The 22010-nt window shown below is 62.1% G+C and carries 20 protein-coding genes and 1 tRNA gene; 4 read left to right on the top strand and 17 right to left on the bottom strand.

Annotated features, from left to right (window positions below):
- The first annotated feature begins 102 nt into the window (after positions 1 to 102).
- Entirely contained in the window at positions 103 to 363 is a 261-nt protein-coding gene (gene rpsT, locus H3T89_RS02050; protein WP_015021872.1) for a 30S ribosomal protein S20, read from the top strand.
- A gap of 40 nt (positions 364 to 403) precedes the next feature.
- Here rpsT and H3T89_RS02045 read toward each other — a convergent pair whose 3' ends face one another.
- The 3 genes from H3T89_RS02045 to H3T89_RS02035 all read right to left on the bottom strand — a co-directional run bounded on the left by H3T89_RS02045 (position 404) and on the right by H3T89_RS02035 (position 3308).
- Entirely contained in the window at positions 404 to 1186 is a 783-nt protein-coding gene (locus tag H3T89_RS02045; protein WP_198216082.1) for a trimeric intracellular cation channel family protein, read from the bottom strand.
- A gap of 183 nt (positions 1187 to 1369) precedes the next feature.
- Positions 1370 to 2497 (bottom strand): branched-chain amino acid aminotransferase, encoded by a 1128-nt coding sequence (locus H3T89_RS02040; RefSeq protein ID WP_198216081.1) that lies wholly within the window; start codon positions 2495 to 2497, stop codon positions 1370 to 1372.
- A gap of 187 nt (positions 2498 to 2684) precedes the next feature.
- Positions 2685 to 3308 (bottom strand): 50S ribosomal protein L25/general stress protein Ctc, encoded by a 624-nt coding sequence (locus H3T89_RS02035; RefSeq protein ID WP_198216080.1) that lies wholly within the window; start codon positions 3306 to 3308, stop codon positions 2685 to 2687.
- Positions 3309 to 3543: 235 nt separating this feature from the next.
- On the opposite strand from H3T89_RS02035, the gene H3T89_RS02030 reads away from it, so the two are divergent.
- Positions 3544 to 5565 (top strand): AMP-dependent synthetase/ligase, encoded by a 2022-nt coding sequence (locus H3T89_RS02030; protein ID WP_198216079.1) that lies wholly within the window; start codon positions 3544 to 3546, stop codon positions 5563 to 5565.
- Between the two features lie 6 nt (positions 5566 to 5571).
- Here the strand turns inward: H3T89_RS02030 and era are convergent, their stop codons facing one another.
- From era to H3T89_RS02000, 6 genes are all read right to left on the bottom strand, one after another.
- Positions 5572 to 6525, bottom strand: coding sequence for a GTPase Era (era, locus tag H3T89_RS02025; RefSeq protein WP_198216078.1), 954 nt, complete (start codon positions 6523 to 6525; stop codon positions 5572 to 5574).
- A complete protein-coding gene (locus H3T89_RS02020) occupies positions 6522 to 7934 on the bottom strand; it encodes a hemolysin family protein (protein ID WP_198216077.1) in 1413 nt (470 codons plus the stop codon). The genes era and H3T89_RS02020 overlap by 4 nt, the downstream gene beginning before the upstream one ends.
- Positions 7927 to 8481: an rRNA maturation RNase YbeY gene (ybeY, locus tag H3T89_RS02015; RefSeq protein WP_198216076.1), complete on the bottom strand. Its 555-nt coding sequence runs from the start codon at positions 8479 to 8481 to the stop codon at positions 7927 to 7929. Before ybeY ends, H3T89_RS02020 begins: the two co-directional genes overlap by 8 nt.
- Positions 8478 to 9656, bottom strand: coding sequence for a PhoH family protein (locus tag H3T89_RS02010; protein ID WP_198216075.1), 1179 nt, complete (start codon positions 9654 to 9656; stop codon positions 8478 to 8480). Before H3T89_RS02010 ends, ybeY begins: the two co-directional genes overlap by 4 nt.
- A 40-nt stretch (positions 9657 to 9696) precedes the next feature.
- Positions 9697 to 10044 (bottom strand): histidine triad nucleotide-binding protein, encoded by a 348-nt coding sequence (locus H3T89_RS02005; protein ID WP_198216074.1) that lies wholly within the window; start codon positions 10042 to 10044, stop codon positions 9697 to 9699.
- Positions 10045 to 10133: 89 nt separating this feature from the next.
- Positions 10134 to 10934 carry a 16S rRNA (uracil(1498)-N(3))-methyltransferase gene (locus tag H3T89_RS02000; protein WP_198216073.1) on the bottom strand — a complete coding sequence of 267 codons (801 nt, stop codon included), beginning with the start codon at positions 10932 to 10934 and terminating at the stop codon, positions 10134 to 10136.
- Between the two features lie 118 nt (positions 10935 to 11052).
- Here H3T89_RS02000 and H3T89_RS01995 point away from each other — a divergent pair.
- A tRNA-Leu gene (locus H3T89_RS01995) sits at positions 11053 to 11141 on the top strand.
- Between the two features lie 213 nt (positions 11142 to 11354).
- Positions 11355 to 12257 carry a TrmH family RNA methyltransferase gene (locus H3T89_RS01990; RefSeq protein ID WP_232353173.1) on the top strand — a complete coding sequence of 301 codons (903 nt, stop codon included), beginning with the start codon at positions 11355 to 11357 and terminating at the stop codon, positions 12255 to 12257.
- 268 nt (positions 12258 to 12525) lie between these two features.
- Here the strand turns inward: H3T89_RS01990 and H3T89_RS01985 are convergent, their stop codons facing one another.
- From H3T89_RS01985 to H3T89_RS01950, 8 genes are all read right to left on the bottom strand, one after another.
- Positions 12526 to 13842 carry a uracil-xanthine permease family protein gene (locus H3T89_RS01985; protein ID WP_015021897.1) on the bottom strand — a complete coding sequence of 439 codons (1317 nt, stop codon included), beginning with the start codon at positions 13840 to 13842 and terminating at the stop codon, positions 12526 to 12528.
- A 101-nt stretch (positions 13843 to 13943) separates the two neighbouring features.
- Positions 13944 to 14666 carry a metal-sulfur cluster assembly factor gene (locus tag H3T89_RS01980; protein ID WP_198216071.1) on the bottom strand — a complete coding sequence of 241 codons (723 nt, stop codon included), beginning with the start codon at positions 14664 to 14666 and terminating at the stop codon, positions 13944 to 13946.
- Positions 14663 to 15250 (bottom strand): Fe-S cluster assembly sulfur transfer protein SufU, encoded by a 588-nt coding sequence (sufU, locus tag H3T89_RS01975; protein WP_015021899.1) that lies wholly within the window; start codon positions 15248 to 15250, stop codon positions 14663 to 14665. The genes H3T89_RS01980 and sufU overlap by 4 nt, the downstream gene beginning before the upstream one ends.
- A gap of 60 nt (positions 15251 to 15310) precedes the next feature.
- Complete coding sequence (locus H3T89_RS01970) at positions 15311 to 16585, bottom strand: SufS family cysteine desulfurase (protein ID WP_015021900.1); 1275 nt, start codon at positions 16583 to 16585, stop codon at positions 15311 to 15313.
- A gap of 21 nt (positions 16586 to 16606) precedes the next feature.
- Positions 16607 to 17386, bottom strand: coding sequence for a Fe-S cluster assembly ATPase SufC (sufC, locus tag H3T89_RS01965; RefSeq protein WP_015021901.1), 780 nt, complete (start codon positions 17384 to 17386; stop codon positions 16607 to 16609).
- Between the two features lies 1 nt (position 17387).
- A complete protein-coding gene (gene sufD / locus H3T89_RS01960) occupies positions 17388 to 18614 on the bottom strand; it encodes a Fe-S cluster assembly protein SufD (protein ID WP_198204234.1) in 1227 nt (408 codons plus the stop codon).
- The gene (gene sufB, locus H3T89_RS01955; protein ID WP_081581024.1) at positions 18614 to 20068 is read right to left on the bottom strand and encodes a Fe-S cluster assembly protein SufB; all 1455 of its coding nucleotides are present in this window, start codon (positions 20066 to 20068) and stop codon (positions 18614 to 18616) included. The genes sufD and sufB overlap by 1 nt, the downstream gene beginning before the upstream one ends.
- A 260-nt stretch (positions 20069 to 20328) precedes the next feature.
- On the bottom strand, positions 20329 to 21993 hold the full coding sequence (locus tag H3T89_RS01950; protein ID WP_015021904.1) for a CTP synthase: 1665 nt from the start codon (positions 21991 to 21993) through the stop codon (positions 20329 to 20331).
- Positions 21994 to 22010 lie beyond the last annotated feature (17 nt).

The following is a 22010-nucleotide window of genomic DNA, read 5'->3' as shown; positions in this document are numbered from 1 at the left end:
GATGCCCTGGGCCGAAGCACCCGCCTCTGGCGGATTCTTCTCCCGGTCGGGTGCTAGTATGGTGGGTTGTCTGTACAGATACATTCATCGTTTGGAGCAACATTGGCAAACATCAAGTCGCAGAAGAAGCGGGTCATCACCAACGAAAAGGCGCACCTGCGCAACAAGGAGGTCAAGAGCGCAATCAAGACCTCCGTGCGTTCCGTGCGCAAGGCCGTGGATGCCGGTGACAAGGAGGCCGCTCAGGCTGCCTACCAGGTGGCCGCCCGCCGTCTGGACAAGGCCGCCGGCAAGGGTGTGATTCACCGTAATCAGGCCGCCAACCGCAAGTCCGGTCTGGCCAACGCCGTCAACGCCCTCTGAACCGGGTGCCCCATTGGGGCCGGTGACCCAAGCGCTTGGGTCACCGGCCCTTTTTGGCATCCGGGTCCTCGTCGGTGTGCTTGATGGTGACACTGATATTCGACCGGCCACGCATCAGGTGACGGATGGCCCTGGCCAACTGGGCGTCGCTGAGTGGGAGTCGGGCCGAGTGCCGGTCCACTGCCCCAGGCACCAGGATGTCGAATTTTACCGAGATAATGCGCAGGACGACCACCAGGGCCACGATGGCCAGGTCCAGGATCATGTCGACCCGGGCCGGATAGAGGCCATGCTGCTGAGCGCGCGTGGAGGCTAGGGTCAGCAGGCAACCGATCAGGGAAGGCAGCGCGTACCAGTGCTGGTCCTGGATGACCGCAGGCACCTGATTGAGCAGGATGTCTCGCAGCAGTCCCCCGACCAGGGCCGTTGCCATCCCCATGAAGATGGCCGTCATGCCGCCGGTTCCACACATCAGGGCCTTGGCGGTCCCGTTGACGGCGAAGGATCCCAGGGCCATGGCATCGGTGACCAGCATGGACCAGGTCATACGGCTGATTTCGGGATGTGCGACAGCCACCACCAGGCCGGAAGCCAGGGTGACGATGACCGAGCCCTTGTCGGTGATGCCACTGGGCGGCACCTGACCCAGAAGAACGTCACGGACCACCCCGCCGCCCAGGGCACTGATCCAGGAGACCAGGAGGATGGCGATGATGTCGTAGCCCTTGCGCACGGCAGCCAGACCGCCCGAAAGCCCGCAGCTCAAGATGCCCAGGTACTCGATGACCATGAAGATCAGGTTCCCCTCCAAGGCCGTCTTCATCCCGCGCCTCTCCTCCCGGAATCGTCCCGCACTCAAATCCGTCTATAGATTAGCCAAATACAGAGCTGAACAGGCCGGTGATGTGCGCAAGGCCACAAATATGAGAAAGGCGGCTTCAGGGCGACATTTCGCCCTGAAGCCGCCTTCCTTTCATGACCTGTCAGGCTGGAATGAGGTCAGCGCTCAGCAGACCTTCCACATCCAGTCGTGCGGATCCTCGATTTCACCCAGCTGGATGCCCAGGAGCTCGTTGCGGAAGTCCATGGTGACCTTGCCTGAACCGCCGTCTGCCACCTGGACGTCGAAGTTCTCGGACCTGAAGCGCCCGATCGGGGTGATGATTGCAGCAGTCCCGCAGGCGAACACCTCGGTGACCTCGCCCGAGCGGATGTCGTCCAGCAGGGTGTCCAGACGGATCATGGTCTCGACCACGTCGCGACCGTGATCCTGGGCCAGAGTGATCAGGGAGTTGCGGGTGACACCAGGCAGAATGGTTCCGGTCAGGCTGGGGGTCTCCAGGTGCCCGTCCTTGTGGACGGTGAACATGTTCATGCCGCCCAGCTCCTCCAGGTAGGTCTTGGTGGCCGCGTCGACGAAGCAGACCTGCTCGCAGCCGTGCTCGGCACCGCGGTTCTCCCCCAGCAGGGAAGCCGCATAGTTGCCGCCGCACTTGGCGAAACCGGTTCCGCCTGGGCCGGTGCGGAACCACTTGTCCTCCACCCAGATGCTGACCGGCTTGACACCACCGGCGAAGTAGGGTCCCGAGGGCGAGGCGATGACGCAATAGTCCACCGCATGCGGGGCGCGCACGCCCAGGAAGGGCTCGGAGGCGAACATATAGGGACGCATATAGAGCGTGTACTCGCGCCGCCTGGGCACCCAGGCTGCGTCACGGCGGACCAGGGCCGCGACCGATCCCAGAAAATCATCGGGCTCGAGCGGGGGCAGGGCCAGACGCTTGGCTGAGTTGTAGAAGCGCTGTGCGTTGGCATCAGGCCGGAAGAGCCAGATGGAACCGTCGTCGTGGTAGTAGGCCTTGAGTCCCTCGAAGGCCTCCTGGGCGTAGTGAAGCACCGAGGCCCCCGGATCCAGGCTGATCGGTCCGTAGGGCTCAACCCTGCGATCCTTCCAGTCGCCTTCCGAAGTCCATCCCATGTGGGTCATATTGTCCGAGAAGAGCTGGCCGAAGGCGGGCTTGTCAATCAGCCGGGCACGCTCCTCGTCAGAGGCGGGATGATCGTTGGGAATGACCTTGAAAGCGTCCGCCAACTCATTGAGTGCCTTCGGGTCGTGATGTGATTGCTCTGCCATTATCTACCACTTCTTCTTGCTACTGTATTTGGTTGCTCGGGTGCGATGCTTGTGGCGATGCCCGGTACCCGAACTATCGCATAGGCAGGCCTTGACCTGTCCGGCGCATTTCGCATTGTGACCGTCTTGGACAAAAAGGCCGCAGGATCGTGATGATCCCACGGCCTTGCAAATTGAACCTTTGGGTTCACTCGCCCTGGTCGTCGGCCTCCGGAGCAGCTTCCGCCTCGGCCTGATCGGTCTCCTCGGTGGGGGTCTCCAGGCTCTCCTCCTTGGGGATCTCGACGGAGACGATGGATTCCTCCATATCGTCGATGATCAGCTCGGAACCTTCGGGCAGCTTGATGTCCTTGGCCAGGATCTTGTCACCCTCGGCCAGGCCTTCAACGCTGATGTCGATGCGCTCGGGCAGGTTGGACACGTCAGCCCGGACCTGCAGGTTCTGGGTGTCAATCAGGGCCACGGCAGCGCCCTTGGTCTCGCCGCTGACGAAGACGGGCACCTCCACGGTGACCTTCTCGCCGGCGCGGACCTCATAGAAGTCGATGTGCTCCACCTGGCGCTTGACCGGGTTGCGCTGCACGTCCTTGACCACGGCCGTCTTGGTCTGTTCGCCGAAGCTGATGGAGAAGAGGGCATTGGCGCGACGCAGAGCCAGAGTGGTCTCGCGCATGGGCAGCTTGATGTAGTCGGGCTGGGCGCCACCGGCGTAGATGGTGGCGGGAATCTGCTGGGCCACGCGCATGCGGCGTGCCGCCCCCTTGCCGAATTGATCGCGGACTTCGCCCTCGAGCTTAATGGTATTAGCCATGTTGGCTTCCTTCCTTGAATGGTTCCTCAAGACCGACCTGGGCCGGTCCTGGCGCATCGCCGCGTCGGATTCCGGACCGCCCAAAAGGAAAGGACGCCGATGATCCAGCCGAGTCGATAACGGAGGCCATGAAGCCTCCCTCGCCAAAGCAACGTGGCTACTCTAGCACCGGGCCCGCCCTTCTCCAAGTAGGCGGCTATTCTGGACATATCCCGCGATTATTGAAGGAGACAACGTGTCGTTACTAGCATCGGTCAAATCTTTTGTGGCACACCAGGTGGGTCATGGGGAGGGACCGAATGGCGAGGAGAATGCGAATCCGTCACAGGCCGCGCCTCGGACCGCCGAGGAGTCCCTCTCCCTGCCCAACACGCATTTCTGGTCGGCCGACTACGCCACGACCTCGAGAATGGATCCGGCCTCGGGACTGCTTTCGGCAACCACCGCCGGCATGGGACCAGTGCCTGACGACATGACCGTCTATGACATCTACGCCGACCGGGCCCGCCGCACCCCAGACCAGCCGGTCCTGCACTTCGTGGAGAACGGGAGCTGGACCTACCGGACCGGCCGAGAGATTCTGCACGACATCAGGACCACCGCCAAGGGCTTCTTGCACTACGGGCTGAAAAAGGGTGATGCCGTGGCCTTCATGTGCAGGACCAGCTACGAGTGGGACATCGTGGACGCCGCCGTCCTGTCCATCGGCGGGGTCATCGCCACCATCTACGACACCGATTCGGCCGAGCAGATCCGATTCATCGTCAACAACTCCGATGCCAGGCTGCTGGTGGTGCAGACCGCTGAGATGCGGGCCAAGGCCGAAGGAGCCGACAAGGAGTGCCCCACCCTGGAGCGGATCGCCTGCCTGGAGTCCGGTGCCCTGCAGGAGTTGCAGGCCTATGGGGAATCGGTCAGCGATGCCGAACTCGACGAGCGGATCAATTCCATACGGAAGACGGACCTCTGCTCCATCGTCTACACCTCCGGTTCCACAGCGGCCCCCAAGGGCGTGGAGATGACCCATGAACACTACTGCCAGCTGGCCAGAAACCTGAACGCCTTCATCCCCAATCTGACCCACGATCCGGATGGATCCATCCTGCTCTTCCTGCCCCAGGCCCACACCTTCGCCCGGGCCATCAGCTACGGGGTCGTCTACGGGACCATGCACGTGTACATCTCCTCCGGACTGGCCACCCTGCTGTCGGACCTGCAGGAGTCCAAGCCCACGGTCATCATCGGCGTACCCAGGGTCTTCGAAAAGGTCTACAACGCCGCATCCCAAAAGGCCGGGCATGGCATCAAGGGCAGGATCTTCAACGGGGCGGCACGGGCGGCACGCACCTATATGGAGGACATCTCCCGTAAGGGCTGGCCGACCAGGCGCAGCGCCCTGCGGCGAGCCCTCTACGACCCGCTGGTTTATTCTTCCCTACGCCAGGTGCTGGGCGGACGGGCCAAGTGGATCGTCTCCGGAGGCGCTCCCCTGGACCCTGAACTGTTGGGCTTCTTCCGCGGCGCCAATGTGCCGGTCTACGAGGGCTACGGCCTGACCGAGACCACCGCACCCTGCGCCTTCAATCCCCTGGGCACCCCCTACCACAGGGGCTCGGTGGGCATCCCCTTCCCGGGATTCACCATCCGCATCGCCTCGGACGGCGAGGTGCAGATCAAGGGCGTCTGCGTATTCCACCGCTACCACAAGAACGAGGAGGCCACCCGCGATTCCTTCACCGAGGACGGCTGGTACGCCACAGGCGACCTGGGGCGGCTCTCCCGTGATGGGTTCCTCTTCCTGACCGGACGCAAGAAGGACCTGATCATCACGGCCGGCGGCAAGAACGTCTCCCCCAGGCCCATAGAGGAGGTCATCGAGCGTTCCGAGATCGTCTCCCAGGCCCTGGTTCTGGGCGACAAGCGGCCCTTCATCTCGGCCCTGGTCACCCTGAACGAGTCCGCTCTGCGGCCCTGGCTGGCCTCCAAGGGCCTGGATCGCAACATGTCCCTGCAGGAGGCGGCGCAGAACGCAGTGGTCCGGGCCGAGGTCCAGGAGTATGTGGACCGGGCCAACGAAGGGGTCTCACGGGCCGAGTCGGTCCGCAAGTTCATCATCCTGCCCGAGGAGTTCACGCAGGACAACGGACTGATGACACCATCCATGAAGGTGATTCGGCCCAAGGTCATCGAGCGCTACGCCGACCTGCTCAACACCCGGATGTACACGGCCAAGCGCACCCCGGCACCCCGCCGCTGAGCAGGATCAGAACCCCAGGCGCTCCAGCTGCTTGGGGTCGGTCTGCCAGTTGCGGGCCACCTTGACGTGCAGATCCAACCGGACCTTGCGGCCCATAGTCCGGTTGACGGCGGTCCGCAGCTTCTTCTTCACCCGTACCAGGTGCTCGGCCCCCCGTCCGATGACGATGGGCTTCTGGGAGTCGCGCTCTACATAAATGCCGATGTGAACCGTGTCGCGCCCGCCCTCCGAATCCGGCTCAATGGACTCCACACGGACGGCCAGGGAGTGGGGCAGCTCGTCGTCGAGCTCCTCCAGGTAGGCTCCGCGGACCATCTCTGCAATCATATCCTCGGGACGCTCCTCGGTCAGCTGGTCGTCAGGGTAGAGCTGAGGTCCCTCGGGCATGGCATCCATCAACACCTGGGCCACCTCGTCCACGTTGTCAGCCTCCAGTGCGCTGACCGGAACAATCTGCGAGAAGTCGGCAAAGTTGCCAATCTCCAGGAGCTTGTCCACCAGTTGGCCTTTGCTCAGCTGGTCAATCTTGGTCACTACGGCAATCAAAGGCTTTCGCCAGACCCACTTGCCGTCCTTGTCCTTGCGGGCGAAGTCGGACCGCAGCCGGCTGAGAATGCGGCGGTCGCCGGGGCCGATGGCCTGATCGGCAGGCAGCAGAAATGCAATGGCGTCCACGTCCGAAAGGGAGGCCTCCACCACGTCGTTGAGCCGCTGGCCCAGCAGGGTGCGAGGACGGTGAATGCCTGGGGTGTCCACCAGGACCACCTGGGCTTCAGGACGGGTCATAATCCCCCGGATGGCCTTGCGGGTAGTCTCCGGCCGGGAGGAAGCTATGGCGATGGGCCTGCCCACCAGGGCGTTCATGAGGGTGGACTTGCCCACATTGGGTCGGCCCACTACTGCCACGAATCCCGATCGGTGGACCGGCACCTTGGCATCGCTCTGTTCTTCCTTGGTCATGAATTCTCCTGACTGTCCTGCTCGGGTTGATCCCTGTCGGCCTGTTCGTCTTCTTGTTCTGCACCGTCCTCCAGGGCGATGCTGGATCCGTTGGCTGGTTCGACCACGATGGTGGCGATCTTCTTGCGGCGGCCGACCGCCTCGCCTGCGGTCAGCCTAATACCGCGCGTCACCGCCGACGAGCCTGAGACGGGCACGGAGCCCAGCAGTTTGGTCAGCAGACCGTAGACCGTATCCACATCGTCCTCATCGATGGTGATCTCGTAAAGCTCCTCCAGGTCGGCGATGGGCGTGCGGACCGGCAGCTGCCAGGTGTGCGGACCAATCTGCTTGGGCTCGTCGTGCTGGACCCGGTCGTGCTCGTCCTCCAGCTCACCCACGATCTGCTCAATGGCATCCTCAATGGTGACCAGGCCTGCGATGCCCCCGTACTCGTCCACAACCACAGCCAGGTGGTGGCGGGAGCGCTGCATGTAGTGGAAGAGGTCGTCCACCGGCTTGGACTCTGGCACCAGAACGGGCCGACGGATGATGGAGGCGACCGATCTGTCACCCTTGTGGTTGAAGGCCAGGGCCCGGACCACGTCCTTCAGGTAGACGATGCCGACCAGGTCATCTACGTCGTCCCCGATGGCAGGAATACGTGAGAATCCCGACCGGGAGAAAAGCTTCATGGCCGAATCCAGACTGGCATCCTTTGAGATGCAAATCATGTCGGTGCGAGGGACCATGATCTCGCGGGTCAGTGTGGTCGACAGGGTCAACACGTTCTTCAGCATCTCGGAGATTTCCGGATCGAAGGCACCGGCCTCCACCAGCTGGTCGACCATGGCACGGCCCTGTTCGATCTGGATTTTCTCCAGCTCCTCGTCGTCGGAAAGGTCGCCGCGATGGTTTTTGCGGGAGCGGGCTTCAGCCTGCCGACGGCGCTTGAAAGGCGTCAGAAGAACGGCCAGCCCGACCAGGCGAACGTGCTTGAGCAGTGCCTCCATGGGCTGGCGGGAGCGGCCATGCGGACCCAGGGTGACGGAGACGGCGGCCACCAGGATGGCCATGATCACCCCGCACAGCAGCTGTTCCCAGAGGGGTAGGCCACCAAGAGCAGCCATGCAGGCCACCAGGACACCGACCATGATGTCACAGATTATGCGGAAAAAGGCACAGGCGCTTCCCGTCACCTGCCGCTGGGAAATCAGGCTCTGGGCCTGGTGAATGCGGTCGATCCGCTTCATCCTGGCGAACTGGCTGAGTTCCTGGTCGGTCTGCAGGCCCAGGATCAAATTGTTGAGACTGGATCGGGTCACCCGGTTGAGCGCCCCCTGGGCCTCGGCCAGCGCCAGGGAGAGTACGACCAGGGCGATGGCGGCCAGAGCCATGATCACCAGGGCGACGATAGTCCGTTCACTCATGGGATCTGCCTCTCTGATGGGCACCACGGCCGTACCGCTCATAGATCTCGAGAGCGTTGGTGGCCCCGGCCGGCAGCGCGGCATCAACGATAGGCCCCTGGCGCAGAGCCAGGAAGGTCAGCAGCAGCTGGCGTTGCAGACCGAACATCTGCGCCTCCTGCTCCCTGCTGGCGTGGTCGTATCCCAGCAGGTGCAGGGTGCCGTGAATGGCCAACAGCAGCATCTCCTCCATGGTGGAATGGCCGGCTGCCAGGGCCTGCTGGGCAGCCACCCAGGGGCAGATGACAATGTCGCCCAGGATGCCCTCCTGTCGATGGTTCTCGTCACCGGGGCGCAGCTCGTCCATGGGGAAGCTCATGACATCAGTAGGGCCGGCCAGGTTCATCCAGCGCTCGTGCAGCACCGCCATGGGCTCGGGATCGTTGAAGATGATGGTCATGTCGGACTGCGTGCTCACCTGCATCTGGTCCAAAACCCATACCCCTAGGTCAGAGAAGGTCTTGGCATCGATCAGCCACTGGGTCTCGTTGGTCACTTCTACGCTCATGCCTGCTCCCGTCCCCGGCTGCGGGCCCGATCAGCACGGTCGTAGGCCCGGACAATCTGCCCGACCAGCCGATTACGCACCACATCAGCCGCCTGCAGGTGCACAAAGGCGATATCGTCGATGCCGCGCAGCACATCTTCTATGGTGGCCAGACCAGATGCTGGCCCGCCCAGATCCACCTGGGTGACGTCGCCGGTGATGACCATCTTGGTGTTGAAGCCCAGGCGGGTCAGGAACATCTTCATCTGCCTGCGAGTGGCGTTCTGCGCCTCGTCCAGGATGACGAAGGCATCATTCAAGGTGCGCCCGCGCATATAGGCCAGCGGGGCCACCTCAATGGTCTCGTCGGCCAGAAGACGGTGGAGCCGCGAGGTGCCCAACATGTCAGCCAGGGCATCATAGAGGGGCCGCAGGTAGGGATCCACCTTCTCATTGAGGGTGCCAGGCAGGAAGCCCAGACTCTCCCCCGCCTCCACGGCAGGCCTGGTCAGAATGATGCGCCCGATGCGTCCGGCCCGAAATTCCTGAACCGCCTTGGCCACCGCCAGATAGGTCTTGCCAGTTCCAGCCGGGCCAATGCCGAAGGTGATGGTATGCGTCTCAATAGCCGCCACATAGGCGGACTGGCCAGCGGTCTTGGGTCTAATCGGACCCTTGGAGGCCTGGGTCAGGGGGCGGCTACGAACTGCCCTGGCGGCAACCTGACGGGATTGGTCGACGTCTTCCAGGGTGCTGTCCTCATCCGGTTCTGCAACGCTTGTTCCCCGATAACTGCGGTCTGCAGAAGTACTGTCTGTCGTAGTCCGATCCTGGGTTCTGTGGTCTACAAGGGTTTGGTCTGCAGCATTGTTATCTGTAATTTTCTGCTCTTCTGGGTGGGAGTAAGTGTCAACGGCCCCCAAACGGCGGTGGTCCAGTATTCGCCCCACCTGATCGGCATCCACGGGAACCTGATCGGCGGTCTGCATGAGTTCGGTCAGTAAATCCCGGATCTGAGCCGCCTGAACGTCGCCCTGTCGGTCCTGTGCGCGCAGCATGATCCGATTGCCACGAACCAGGATGGACACTGCCGGGAAGGCACGCTCAATCCTGTCGATGACTGCATCCTCTGGCCCCAGCACCTGAACCGGGTCGATTCCCTCCGGAATCTCAAGGGTTCGCGTAGTTACCGCCACGGATTCCCTTCCTGCACGATGACGACGGTGAACATGGACCTCATTCGGGCAGCACCTGTCCGGTCAGGACGTGGGCGTGGACATGGAAGACGGACTGGCCGGCATCCTCTCCCGTGTTGAAAATCAACCGGTAGGCTCCATGGAAGTCCTGGTCGGCAATCTGTTGCGCCACCTGGACGATGTGGGCAAGAGTGTCAGGATCAGCCTTGGCCAATTCGGCAACTGAACCATAATGATGACGCGGGACGATCAGGACATGAATGGCGGCCTTGGGGTTGGCATCCTTAAAAGCGTAAACGGTCTCATCTTCGTAGACCTTTTCGCTGGGGACCTCCCCTGCCACGATTCTGCAGAAAATGCAGTCCTCCTGTCGATCGTCATCGCTCATGACCACTCCTTAGTGTTTGCCGATATTGCTGTTTTTGCTGTTTTCTCTGTTTTCCATCTTATGGGCGAGGATGTATATTGCGTGCGACTTCATGCGCTGGGCTCAGGGGCTTCTGACTGCCAGCGACCCAGCATGTCCGCCAGCAGGGTCAGGGCCACAGGTCCGGCCAAAGCAGCCCGGAGGATGTTGCCGCCCAATCGGACCGGCAGGGCCCCCTCCCTCATCATGGCCTGGACCTCCTGATCCGCAATCCCGCCCTCGGGACCCACAACCACGGCGACCGAGGAGCCAGCCGGCAGTCTGTCGACACGGTTACGGACCGCATCCCATCCCAGGTCGGCATCCTGGTGCAGAACCAGGACCAGGCCTCCTCGATCGGTCGCCTTCCGGCACCAGGAGACCAGACCATGGCTGTCCAACTTGTCCAGTAGTCGAGGTCGGTAGGCCCTACGACTCTGTTCGGTGGCAGCGTCCAAGGTGGCCTGCCAGTGCCTGTCGTTGCGGCCGGGCCGCCATTTGGCTATGGACCGGTCAGCCTGCCAGGGGATGACCTGATCCACCCCGATCTGTGTGGCCATGTCGATGGCCTCCTCGTCCCTGCCACCCTTGGCCAGGGCCTGAACAAGAATCAGTTCCTTTTCGGGAGGTGCCTGCCGCCCTACAGCTGTGACCTCCACCAAGCCGGTCGAAGCATCCCTGACCAGAGCGCCGATGCGCAGTCCGCCCCCATCTGAAAGATCCAGCTGGTCACCGTTCTTCAACCTCATGGAGCCCAGTGCATGGCGACGGATGTGCTCGGGCAGGGTCAGGCGCCAGCCAGTGTGGAGCTCATCGCTGGCCAGTGGGGAGTCATCGTGGTCGGGATCCAGCAGGAAGAGGGGTGCAGTCATGGTGTCAGGCTACAGCCCGCCACCGAAAAGCGCTCTCTTTGACGACACGCTCCTCCAATCGCCCAGTGCGCAATGTCGCCTTAGATGCTATGATTATCTCCGTTGCGATTACGCACCTGTCCGGGTGGCGGAATGGTAGACGCGCTAGCTTGAGGTGCTAGTGCCTATATATATACAGGCGTACGGGTTCAACTCCCGTTCCGGACACTCAATTCCCCCACAAAGAGGCCGCTTCCTTTAGCATCCTTCCTAAATATCCATATTTATTGAAAATAAGAGTCACATAGAGAATTCACGCATCCATGTATGGCTGGAATCGTTGTTTTTCGTCGATGCAGCTTATCAAAACGGCTCTTTCTGACTTGATATTCCCGTTCTTCATCGAACATGACCCACGCTTGGTTTTCGGTTGCACCGCCTATGCTGTTACCAGGACCAGAAGGAGGAACGGCAGGCGTGCTCAAGGTGAGAATCGACTCCATCGAGGATGACAGAATCGAGGCCTACACCAGGCTGACCGAACCGCAGCTGCGCAACCGCCTGGAACCCGCTAAGGGCCTGTTCATCGCCGAGTCCCCCAAAGTTATCTCCCGCGCCCTGGATGCCGGAGTTGAGCCGATCTCCTTCCTGGTTGAGGAACCTTGGCTGGATGGGATGCGCTCCATGTTCGACCAGGTGGATGCAGCCTTCGGACCGGACGTTCCCGTCTATGTGGCCAGCCCTGCACAGCTGAAGACCATCACCGGCTACCGGCTCCATCGAGGCGCGCTGGCCGCCATGCGACGCTGGCCTCTGCCCACTGTGGAGCAGATCTGCCGATCGGCAAGGCGGGTGGCCGTCATGGAGAACATTGTTGATCACACCAACATCGGCGCTCTGATGCGTTCCGCGGCAGCCCTGCAGGTGGACGCGGTCCTGGTCACCCCCTCCTGCTCCGACCCCCTTTACCGCAGGGCCGCGCGTGTCTCCATGGGCACCGTCTTTCAGGTTCCCTGGACCAGAATCGGCGGCGACGACATCCACGCATGGCCCGACCAGGGCATGCGCCAACTACACGATCTGGGCTTTACCACGGCGGCCATGGCCCTGAACCCGGATGCCATCAGCCTGGATGAACTGGCTGAACGACTGGGTCCTGGGCCTGACCAGATTGAGCGTCTGGCTCTGATCTTCGGCACCGAAGGTGACGGGCTGAGCCGCAGGACCATCGCCCGGGCGGACCTGACTGTGCGCATTCCCATGAGCCACGAGGTGGACAGCCTGAACGTGGCTGCCTCAAGCGCCGTGGCTTTCTACGCGACCAGACCCGAGCGTGCCAACTGAGTCTTGCTGGCTGACCAAGCCGGGCAACTGACCGATCAATCCAAATCAGCCAGTCAAGCAACCAACCAAGCCAGCCAGCTGACCAAGCCAACGACTGAGCCCTATGAAATGTAGCAAATTCCTACTGCCCTCCGCCGCTTCGCCTCATAACCGGGCACCTAATATCGGGGAACCATTGACATCAGGTGATTTTCTGCATCGAGCCAACCTTGACATCAGGCATCTTCAAGTATCAGACAGCCGCGAAAGACGAATGCCCTCGACGCAATCAGCTCTGCTGTGAGACGGCCTGCGAATCCTCATGAATATAATCGTCCGGATCGATGGTTCCCCGCCAACGACCAATGGCCTTGAGACCGTGGTACATGACCAGCGTGGCGACCGAGCCGATGGCGATACCGTTGAAGCTGACTCCGGCCACCGCGAAGGTGAAGTCGGCGATGCCCACGATCATGACGACGGCGCCAACGGTCATGTTGACGGACTTGCCGAAGTCCACCTTGTTCTCCACCCAGATTCGGATCCCAAGCATGCCGATCATGCCATAGAGCATGGTGGTGACCCCGCCCAGAACGCCGGTGGGGATGGTGTTGATGATGGCCCCGAACTTTGGGCAAAGGGAGAGCAGGAAGGCGAAAATCGCGGCGCACCAGTAGGCGGCCGTGGAGTAGACCTTGGTGGCGGCCATGACGCCGATGTTCTCCGCGTATGTGGTGGTGCCCGAGCCTCCGCCCAGCCCGGCCAGCGTGGTGCCCAGACCGTCGGCCATCAGGGCGGTGCCGATCTGGTCGTCATAATCGCGGCCGGTCATCAGGGCCACCGACTTGACATGACCGATGTTCTCGGCCACCAGGACAAGCACCACGGGGATGAACATAGCCAGGACTGATGGGTCGACCTGAGGAGTGTGGAAGTGAGGCAGACCGAACCAGGCGGCCTTCTCCACAGCCGCGAAGTCGACCTGGCCCTGGGTGACCGCGAAGATGTAGCCGACGATGACTCCCAGAAGGATGTTGAGACGGCCAATCAGACCCTTGAAGAGGACCGCTATCAACATGACGGCCACCAGGGTGACCAGTGCGGTCAGCGGGGCAGACTTGAAGTTCTTCCAGGCCGAGGGGGCCAGGTTGAAGCCGATGATGGCGACGATGGCACCGTTGACCACCGGGGGCATGATCATATCGATCCATCGCGAACCTGCGAAGTGGACGATCAGACCAATCAGGAAGAGCAGGGCGCCGGTGACCATGATCCCGAAGGAGGCCACAGCCAGACCCTTGTGGGCGGTGGTCACTGCCAGGACCGGGGCGATGAAGCCGAAGGAGCTGCCCAGGTAGGAAGGCAGGCGGTTGCGGTTGATCAGCAGGAAGAGGGCCGTGGACATGGCCGTGAAGAAGAGGGTGGTGGAGGGGTCGAATCCAGTCAGAATGGGAACCAGGAAAGTGGAGCCGAACATGGCGATGACATGCTGTGCACCGATGCCAGCCGTACGTGGCCATGTGAGTCGCTCATCGGGTTCCACCACTTCGCCCGGAGCCAATGTTTTCCCGTCGCCGTGCAGTTTCCAGCCCATGGACAATGCCATTTCACTGTGCTTTCTCTCGTGCGCCGTGCCGGTCACGGCGGACCGGAATCATCAGTATATTCACATGGGAGGACCCGAAACCATCTACCGGGCGGATGGTCTCACTGATAGGTGGGCATGTTCTCGAAGTTGAAGCCGATGGCGGCCAATTGTTCACGACCCTCAGGGGTGATCATGTTCAGGGTCCAACGTGGCGACCAGGTCCAATCGATGCGGAACTCCTCGACCAGGCCCGCCAGGACGCTGGCACACTGATCCTCGATCAGGTCAGTCAACGGGCAGGCCGGCGTGGTCAGGGTCATGGTAATGATGGCCCGTCCCAGTTCGTCGATTTCAATGCCATAGACCAAGCCCAGATCGACAACATCAATACCCAGCTCGGGATCGATGACCTGGTGCAGGGCCTCCCTGACATCCTCTGCAGTGGCCCGGCCGATGTCGTCAACTGCCTTCAGAGGGATGGCCTCCTCAGCAGCAGCCTCGGCATCAGCTGCATTCTGATCCGCAGGCTTCTCACCATTGGTGGCTGACGCACTTTCCGCGGATTCTACATTCGAACCCTGTCCAGCCGACGCACCTTCAGTGGAAGCTTCAGGGGTAGCTGCGTCAACAGGCTTATCGTCAGACTTGGCCGAATCGGACTTCTTATCCTCCTGGCCATCGACCTTACGCATGGAAGTGCCCTCGGCCGATTTCAGAACCGTCTCCGCGCCCAGGGGATTGCTGGCCAGAGCCTGCGCCGTGCCAGGGTCGCTAATGGCCCTGCCCACCGAGGCCAGGATGGAGTCCTGGGGCTCGGGAACCAGATTCGTATTGCCACTCATACCTGCTCCTCCTTCTCACCTTCGCCGCCCTCACGTCCAGCCGACAGGGCCTGGGCCACCGAGGCCTTCATGCCCTCCCAACCCAGCAGAGCGCACTTGATTCGCATGGGGTACTTGGACACACCCTGGAAGACCATGGCATCGCCAAGGGCATCCTCGGCTTGCTCATCCTCAAGTCCAGCTCCGCGAGATTCCATGAGCCTGCGGAAGTCGGCAGCCAGGTCCATGGCATGATCAACGGTCTGCCCCTGGACCAGATCCACCATGATGGACAGACTGGCCTGGCTGATGGAACAGCCTGAACCCTGCCAGACGATTCGCTGGATGAGGTCGGGGCCGCCCTGCTCGCCAGGCGCCACTTCCACATGGATGGTGGCCTGGTCCCCGCAGGTGGGATTGAACTGATGGGACTCGGCAGCCAGGCAGGCCTCGTGCTCCACCCGGATGGTCACGCCGTCGCCATCGGAGTCTCCTCCCCCATCAGCCTGATCCCCTACGCGCCCGTGAGGATCACGGGCTGCGTCCAGAATCACCTCCTGGTACATCTGCTCCAGTTCTTCGTCATCCATCCCGAAATCCGCCATGTCCTTAAACCTACCAGTAAGTCTTTGCTAAAACCGTCAATGTGCCGCCGGTGAAGACCCTCAGCCCACTTTGAAGAAGCTGCGGACACCGGAGACGGCATCCAGCAGGGCATCCGTGTCGGCCACAGTATTGTAGACGCCGGTAGAGGCCCGGTTGGAGGCCATCAGGCCAAAGTGACGATGCACCGGCTGAGCGCAGTGGTGCCCCACGCGGATGGCAATGCCGCGTGAATCCACGTACTGGCCTACGTCGTGGGGATGGACTCCCTGAACGTCGAAAGCGACCGTGCCGATCCGGTCCTCTGGTGTGGTCGGACCTAGGATGCGCACTCCGTCCAACTCCCCCAGCCTCAACAGACCGGCGGTGATGGCCTTCTCATGTTCGGCCACCTTATCCATGCCCAAATCCATCAGCCAATCGGCGGCTACTCCGGCCCCGATCATCTGTGCCACCGGCTGTGTACCGGCCTCGAACCGAGCCGGGGGATCCATATAGCTGGCAGGACGATCCAGATAGGCCAACTCCACCATGGAACCGCCGAATGATGCCGGAGGCAGGGCCTCCAGGAGCTCCCTACGGCCATAGAGGAAGCCCACACCGGTCGGGCCATACATCTTGTGGGCGCTCCAGGCAGCGAAGTCCACATCCATGGCGTGCAGATCGACAGGCAGATGAGGCACCGACTGGCAAACGTCCAGCACCACCAGGGCGCCCACCTGATGGGCACGGCGGACGATGGGCTTTATGTCGGTGATGGCACCGGTCACATTGCTGACGTGGGTGACGGCGACCACCTTGGTGCGCTCGGTAATGACCTGGTCGGCGGTATCGGCCAGAACACGGCCCTCCGGATCCAGATCGAAATACCTGAGGACCGCTCCGGTCCGGTAGCAGAGCTCCTGGAAGGGCAGGAGGACCGAGTGGTGCTCGGCCTTGCTGACCACCACTTCATCGCCAGGCTTCAAGGCGAATCGACGTGCCGCCTTCCCACCGCGACCCAGGCTGGCGTTGCCGAAGGCCGTGGCCAGCAGGTTCAGTGCGGCCGTGGCACCGGCGGTGACCACAATCTCCTCGCCGCCCTCTTGGCCCTCTGCCCCTACCAGGGCGGCCACACGGGAGCGGGCATGCTCGAAGGCCATGGTGCTGCGGGCCGCCAGCTCATGGGCACCCCGGTGCACCCCGGCGTTGTCCTTCAAGTAGAAGTCCCGAACGGCATCGATGACCGCCAGGGGCTTCTGGGCAGTGGCAGCCGAGTCCAAGTAGACCAGAGGGTGTCCATGCACCTGCTGGTCCAGAATCGGAAACTGCTGGCGAATGCTGTCATCGATGACCATTGCGGACCTCTTCTCTCATCCTCAGGCCAGGGCCGATTCCGAGTCGGCGCCCTCAGGCAGGTACTGGTCATACCCGGTCTCCTCCAGGGTGTCGGCCAGCTCGGGGCCACCGGTCTTCACAAAGCGGCCGTCGGCGAAGACGTGGACGATATCAGGCTTGATGTACTTGAGGATCCTGGTGTAGTGGGTGACCATGAGCACGCCCATGCCGGTGTTCTCCTTGGCCCTGTTGACACCTTCCGAGACGATGCGCAAGGCATCAACGTCCAGTCCGGAATCAGTTTCGTCCAGGACGGCGAACTTGGGCTTGAGCAGCTCCAGCTGCAGGACCTCGGCGCGCTTCTTCTCACCGCCGGAGAAGCCCTCGTTGACCGAGCGCTGGGCGAACTTGGGATCCATGCGCAGCCGCTTCATGGCCTCATTCAGATCCTTGGTCCACTGGCGGATGGCCGGGGCCTTGCCGTCGACCTCGGTCTTGGCGGTACGCAGGAAATTGGTCATGGATACGCCAGGCACCTCGACCGGGTACTGCATGGCCAGGAAGAGCCCGGCCTTGGCCCGCTCGTCCGGGGTCATCTTGAGCAGATCCCGCCCATCCAGCAGGGCCTGGCCCGAGTCGACCTCATACTTGGGATGGCCGGCCAGGGTGTAGGCCAGGGTGGACTTGCCCGAACCGTTGGGCCCCATGATGGCGTGGGTCTCACCGGAGTGGACGGTCAGCGTGGCCCCCTTGAGGATCTGCTTGCGACCCTCCTTGGTCTCCACCGAGACGTGCAGATCCTTGATTTCCAATGTGGACATGTCAGTTCTCCTCCAAAACGTGCTGCATCTCTTGATCCTCGCCGGCCGCCAGCCTGCGGTCGATGACCCCCATCAGGTGCCCGGAGACGCTGGGGACGTCGATCTCCTCCACCAGTTCGCCGAAGAAGCCACGAACCACCAGCTTGCGGGCCTCCTGTTCGGGAATGCCACGGGACTGCAGGTAGAAGAGCTCCTCATCGTCGAAGCGTCCGACCGAGCTTGCATGGCCTGCCCCGATGATGTCGCCGTTCTCGATCTCCAGGTTGGGCTCGGAATCGGCGATGGCCCCAGGGGTGAGCACCAGGTTCCGGTTGAGCTCATAGGAGTCGGTTCCAGGCGCCGTGGGCTGAATGAGCGCGTTGCCCACCCAGGTGGTGTGCGCGCCGATTCCGTCCAGGGCCCCCTTGTAGACCACACGGGACTTGCAATTGGGATGGTTGTGCACCACCATGGTTCGATGCTCCATGTGCTGGCCGGGATCGACGAAGTAGATGCCCAGCATGTTCAGGTCACCCTGCTCGCCGCCGAAGTCCTGGTCCATGCGCAGCCGCACGACGTCTCCACCCAGACTGACCACGGAGTGACGCAGGGAGGCCTCGGCACCCAGGTGAATGCGGTGGTTGCCGATATGCTTGCTGCCCTTGTCCCACTCCTGAATGAAGGTGGTCGACATCTGCGAATTGTCACCGATGTCGATTTCAACACCCTCAGCCAGACGTGCCTGGCCCTGGTGCTCGACCACCAGATCGGCCTTGGTGCCCGCTTCGGCCTTGATCACCAGGTGGAAAGCATCCAGATCGAGGCCGCCACCGTTGACACGGACCAGCACAGGCTGATCCAGCGTGCCCTTGAGGTTGACCACAGTCGCCTGCCTGCCGCTCGCCCACTCCACAGCTGCCGCTCGGTCGCTGGGCTTGAGGACGGTGCCGCAGGGAGCCTGATTCATGGGAATCCGGCTGAAGCTGACCTGATCTGTGGGCGGTTCGGACCCGTCGATCATGGTGACTGAGACCTTGGTCAGACCGCTGGGCTTGAAGACAGCGAAGAACTCCTCCATCCGGTCGATGGGGGTGAACCGCCAGTCATCCTGCTTGCGGGTGGGCATGGGGAAGTCATCAGGGTTGAAGGAACGTGGCTCCTTGTCGGCACTGGACGGCATAGTGGCCGGGAAAGCGTAGGGATCCTTTGGATCCGCATGCGGAATGGTTATTTCGCTGTTTTGTGACATCAGCCTACCGAACCCTCCATCTGCAATTCGACCAAACGGTTAAGCTCCAACGCGTACTCCATGGGCAGCTGCCGGGAAATGGGCTCCACGAACCCGCGCACGATCATGCCCATGGCCTCCTTCTCCTCCAGGCCGCGGCTCATCAGATAGAAGAGCTGGTCCTCGGAGACCTTGGAGACGGTGGCCTCGTGGGCCATGGAGACGTCGTCCTCGCGAACATCCACGTGCGGGTAGGTATCCGAGCGGGAGTAGTCGTCCACCAGCAAGGCGTCGCAGACCACCGAGGAGGAGGACTTCTCGGCGCCTTTGATGATCTTGACCAGGCCCCGGTATGCGGCCCTTCCCCCGTTGCGGGAGATGGACTTGGAGACGATGGTGGATGAGGTATGGGGTGCCAGGTGAATCATCTTGGCGCCCGTGTCCTGGTACTGCCCCTTGCCGGCGAAGCCCAGGGAGAGGGTCTCGGCCTTGGCGTAGGGCTCGGCCAGGATGCAGGCCGGATATTTCATGGTCGCCTTGGACCCGATGTTGCCGTCCACCCACTCCATGGTGCCGCCCTCGCGCACATAGGCGCGCTGGGTGACCAGGTTGTAGACGTTGTTGGACCAGTTCTGGACCGTGGTGTAGCGCACACGGGCGTGGGGCTCGACCACAATCTCCACGTTGGCCGCGTGCAAAGAGTCAGTGGAGTAAATGGGTGCTGTGCAGCCCTCCACATAGTGGACGTAGGAACCCTCGTCGGCAATGATCAGCGTGCGCTCAAACTGGCCCATGTTGGGTGTGTTGATACGGAAGTAGGCCTGCAGGGGGATGTCCACATGGACTCCCTTGGGCACATAGACGAAGGATCCGCCCGACCAGGCCGCCGTGTTCAGTGCGGCGAACTTGTTGTCGTCCGGGGGGATGACCGTGGCGAAGTACTTGCGGAAGAGGTCCGGGTACTCTTTCAAGGCAGTGTCCGTATCCAGGAAGATGACCCCTTGTTTGCGCAAGTCATCGCGGATGGAGTTGTAGATGACCTCGGACTCGTACTGGGCGGCAACACCGGAGACCAGCCGCTTCTTCTCGGCCTCGGGGATGCCCAGCCGGTCATAGGTGGTGCGGATGTCGTCGGGCAGGTCCTTCCAGTCCTTGGCCTGCTCCTTCAGGGGCTTGACATAGTACTTGAAGTCGTCGGCATCGAACCCGCTTAAATCCACGCCCCACTTGGGCATGGGCTTTTCCATGAAGGCCCGATAGCCCTTGAGACGCATCTGCAGCATCCAATCAGGCTCGCCCTTGTCGGCCGAGATGGCCCGGACCACGTCCTCATCAATGCCCTTGTGGGCGTTGCGCCCGGCATCATCGGAGTCGTGCCAGCCATAGGTATAGTCGCCGAACTCGGAGATGATCTGGTCGTCTTTTTTGATTTTTTCTTCGTTGACGCGGGAGCGGTCGGCCACATACTGGCTCATTTCCACATCCCGCGATGTGTCTGTCCGCTGCGAGGTGCTGTCCACGAGCTGAGACCTCCTAACACACGCACGGCCGCCATATGCGGCCGTTCACACCATTACAGGATAACCGGGACGATAGTGAACCGCCAGACCTGGGCTTACGCTCTCTAAGGAATCCAGCCCGCCCTCTTGACAAAAGCACCGATACGGACAATCGCCCGCCTCCCATAAGAGGGAAACGGGCGATCATGGTCAACGTTTTTGAAAAGGGATTGACCTCAGGCGGCCTCCTGGCCTCCGTGCTCCAGGCTGGCCTTGACCAGGCCGGCGAAGAGGGGGTGCGGCTTGGTGGGCCGGGACTTGAACTCCGGGTGGGCCTGGGTGCCCACATAGAAGGGGTGCTGGTCCTGGGAGAGCTCCACGAACTCGGTCAGCTGCCCGTCCGGGCTGGTGCCCGAGATGTGCAGGCCGGCCTTGTCCAGCCGCTCCTTGTAGGCCACGTTGACCTCGTAGCGGTGGCGGTGACGCTCGGAGATCTCGGTGGAGCCATAGAGCCGGGCCACCAGGGAATCGGGCTTGAGCACTGCCGGGTAGGCGCCCAGCCGCATGGTGTGGCCCATGTCGCCGTGGCCGGCCACGATGTCCTTCTGCTCCTCCATGGTGGCGATGACCGGGTTCTCGCAGTCAGGCTCGAACTCCGAGGAGTTGGCATCCTCCAGCCCCAGGACGTGGCGGGCGAACTCGATGACCATGGACTGCAGACCCAGGCAGAGACCCAGTGCGGGCAGGCCGGTCTCGCGAGCGTAGCGCAGGGCGCCGATCTTGCCCTCGATGCCACGGATGCCGAAGCCGCCGGGGACCACGATGCCGTCCACGCCCTCCAGGGCCTTGCGGGCGCCGTCCATGGTCTCGCAGGTATCGGCGGCCACCAGCTTGACCTGGACCTGGGACCGGTTGGCGAAGCCGCCGGCCTTCAGCGCCTCGATGACCGACAGGTAGGCGTCAGGCAGGTCGATGTACTTGCCCACGATGGCGATGGCCACCTTGGTCCGGGGGTTGTGGACCCTGTCCAGCAGATCCTCCCACTCATTCCAGTCGACATCGTGGAAGGGCAGCTCCAGCTTGCGCACCACATAGGCGTCCAGACCCTCCTTGTAGAGGATCTTGGGTACGTCATAGATGCTGGGAGCATCAACACAGTTGACCACGCCCTCGGCATCCACGTCGCACATCAGGGAAATCTTGTCCTTGATGGCCTGGTTGAGCGGCCGGTCGGAGCGCAGCACCAAGGCGTCAGGGGCGATGCCCAGCTGGCGCAGGGCCATGACCGAGTGCTGAGTGGGCTTGGTCTTGAGCTCGTGGGCGGCGGCCACGTAGGGAACCAGGGAGACGTGGACGAACATGCAGTTGTCCGGGCCGATGTCCCGACGAACCTCGCGGGCAGCCTCCATGAAGGGCTGGGACTCGATGTCGCCCACAGTCCCGCCGATCTCGGTGATGATCACGTCCACGTCGTCACTGGCCTGGGCCCGCATGCGGCTCTTGATCTCGTTGGTCACGTGGGGAATGACCTGGACGCACTGGCCCAGGTACTCCCCCGCCCGCTCCTTGCGCAGAACGGACTGGTAAATCTGACCAGTGGTCACGTTGGCCTTCTGGGAGAGGAAGACGTCGGTGAAACGCTCGTAGTGGCCGATGTCCAGATCGGTTTCGGCCCCATCCTCGGTCACGTAGACCTCGCCGTGTTGGAAGGGGTTCATGGTCCCCGGATCGACGTTGATATACGGATCCAGCTTCTGTTGAAGAACGCGGATTCCGCGGCTTCTCAGCAGTCGGCCCAGAGAGGATGCGGTCAGTCCCTTGCCTAGTGAAGAGACCACGCCGCCGGTGACGAAAATGTGTTTGGTGATATGCCCTTGCGAATTTCCATGTTCTCTGACCATGGAACTTCAGCCTATCA

The organism is Bifidobacterium sp. W8114, from assembly GCF_016101165.1.
GTDB lineage: Bacteria > Actinomycetota > Actinomycetes > Actinomycetales > Bifidobacteriaceae > Bombiscardovia > Bombiscardovia asteroides.
This window is presented reverse-complemented; position numbering and strand designations above follow the sequence as displayed.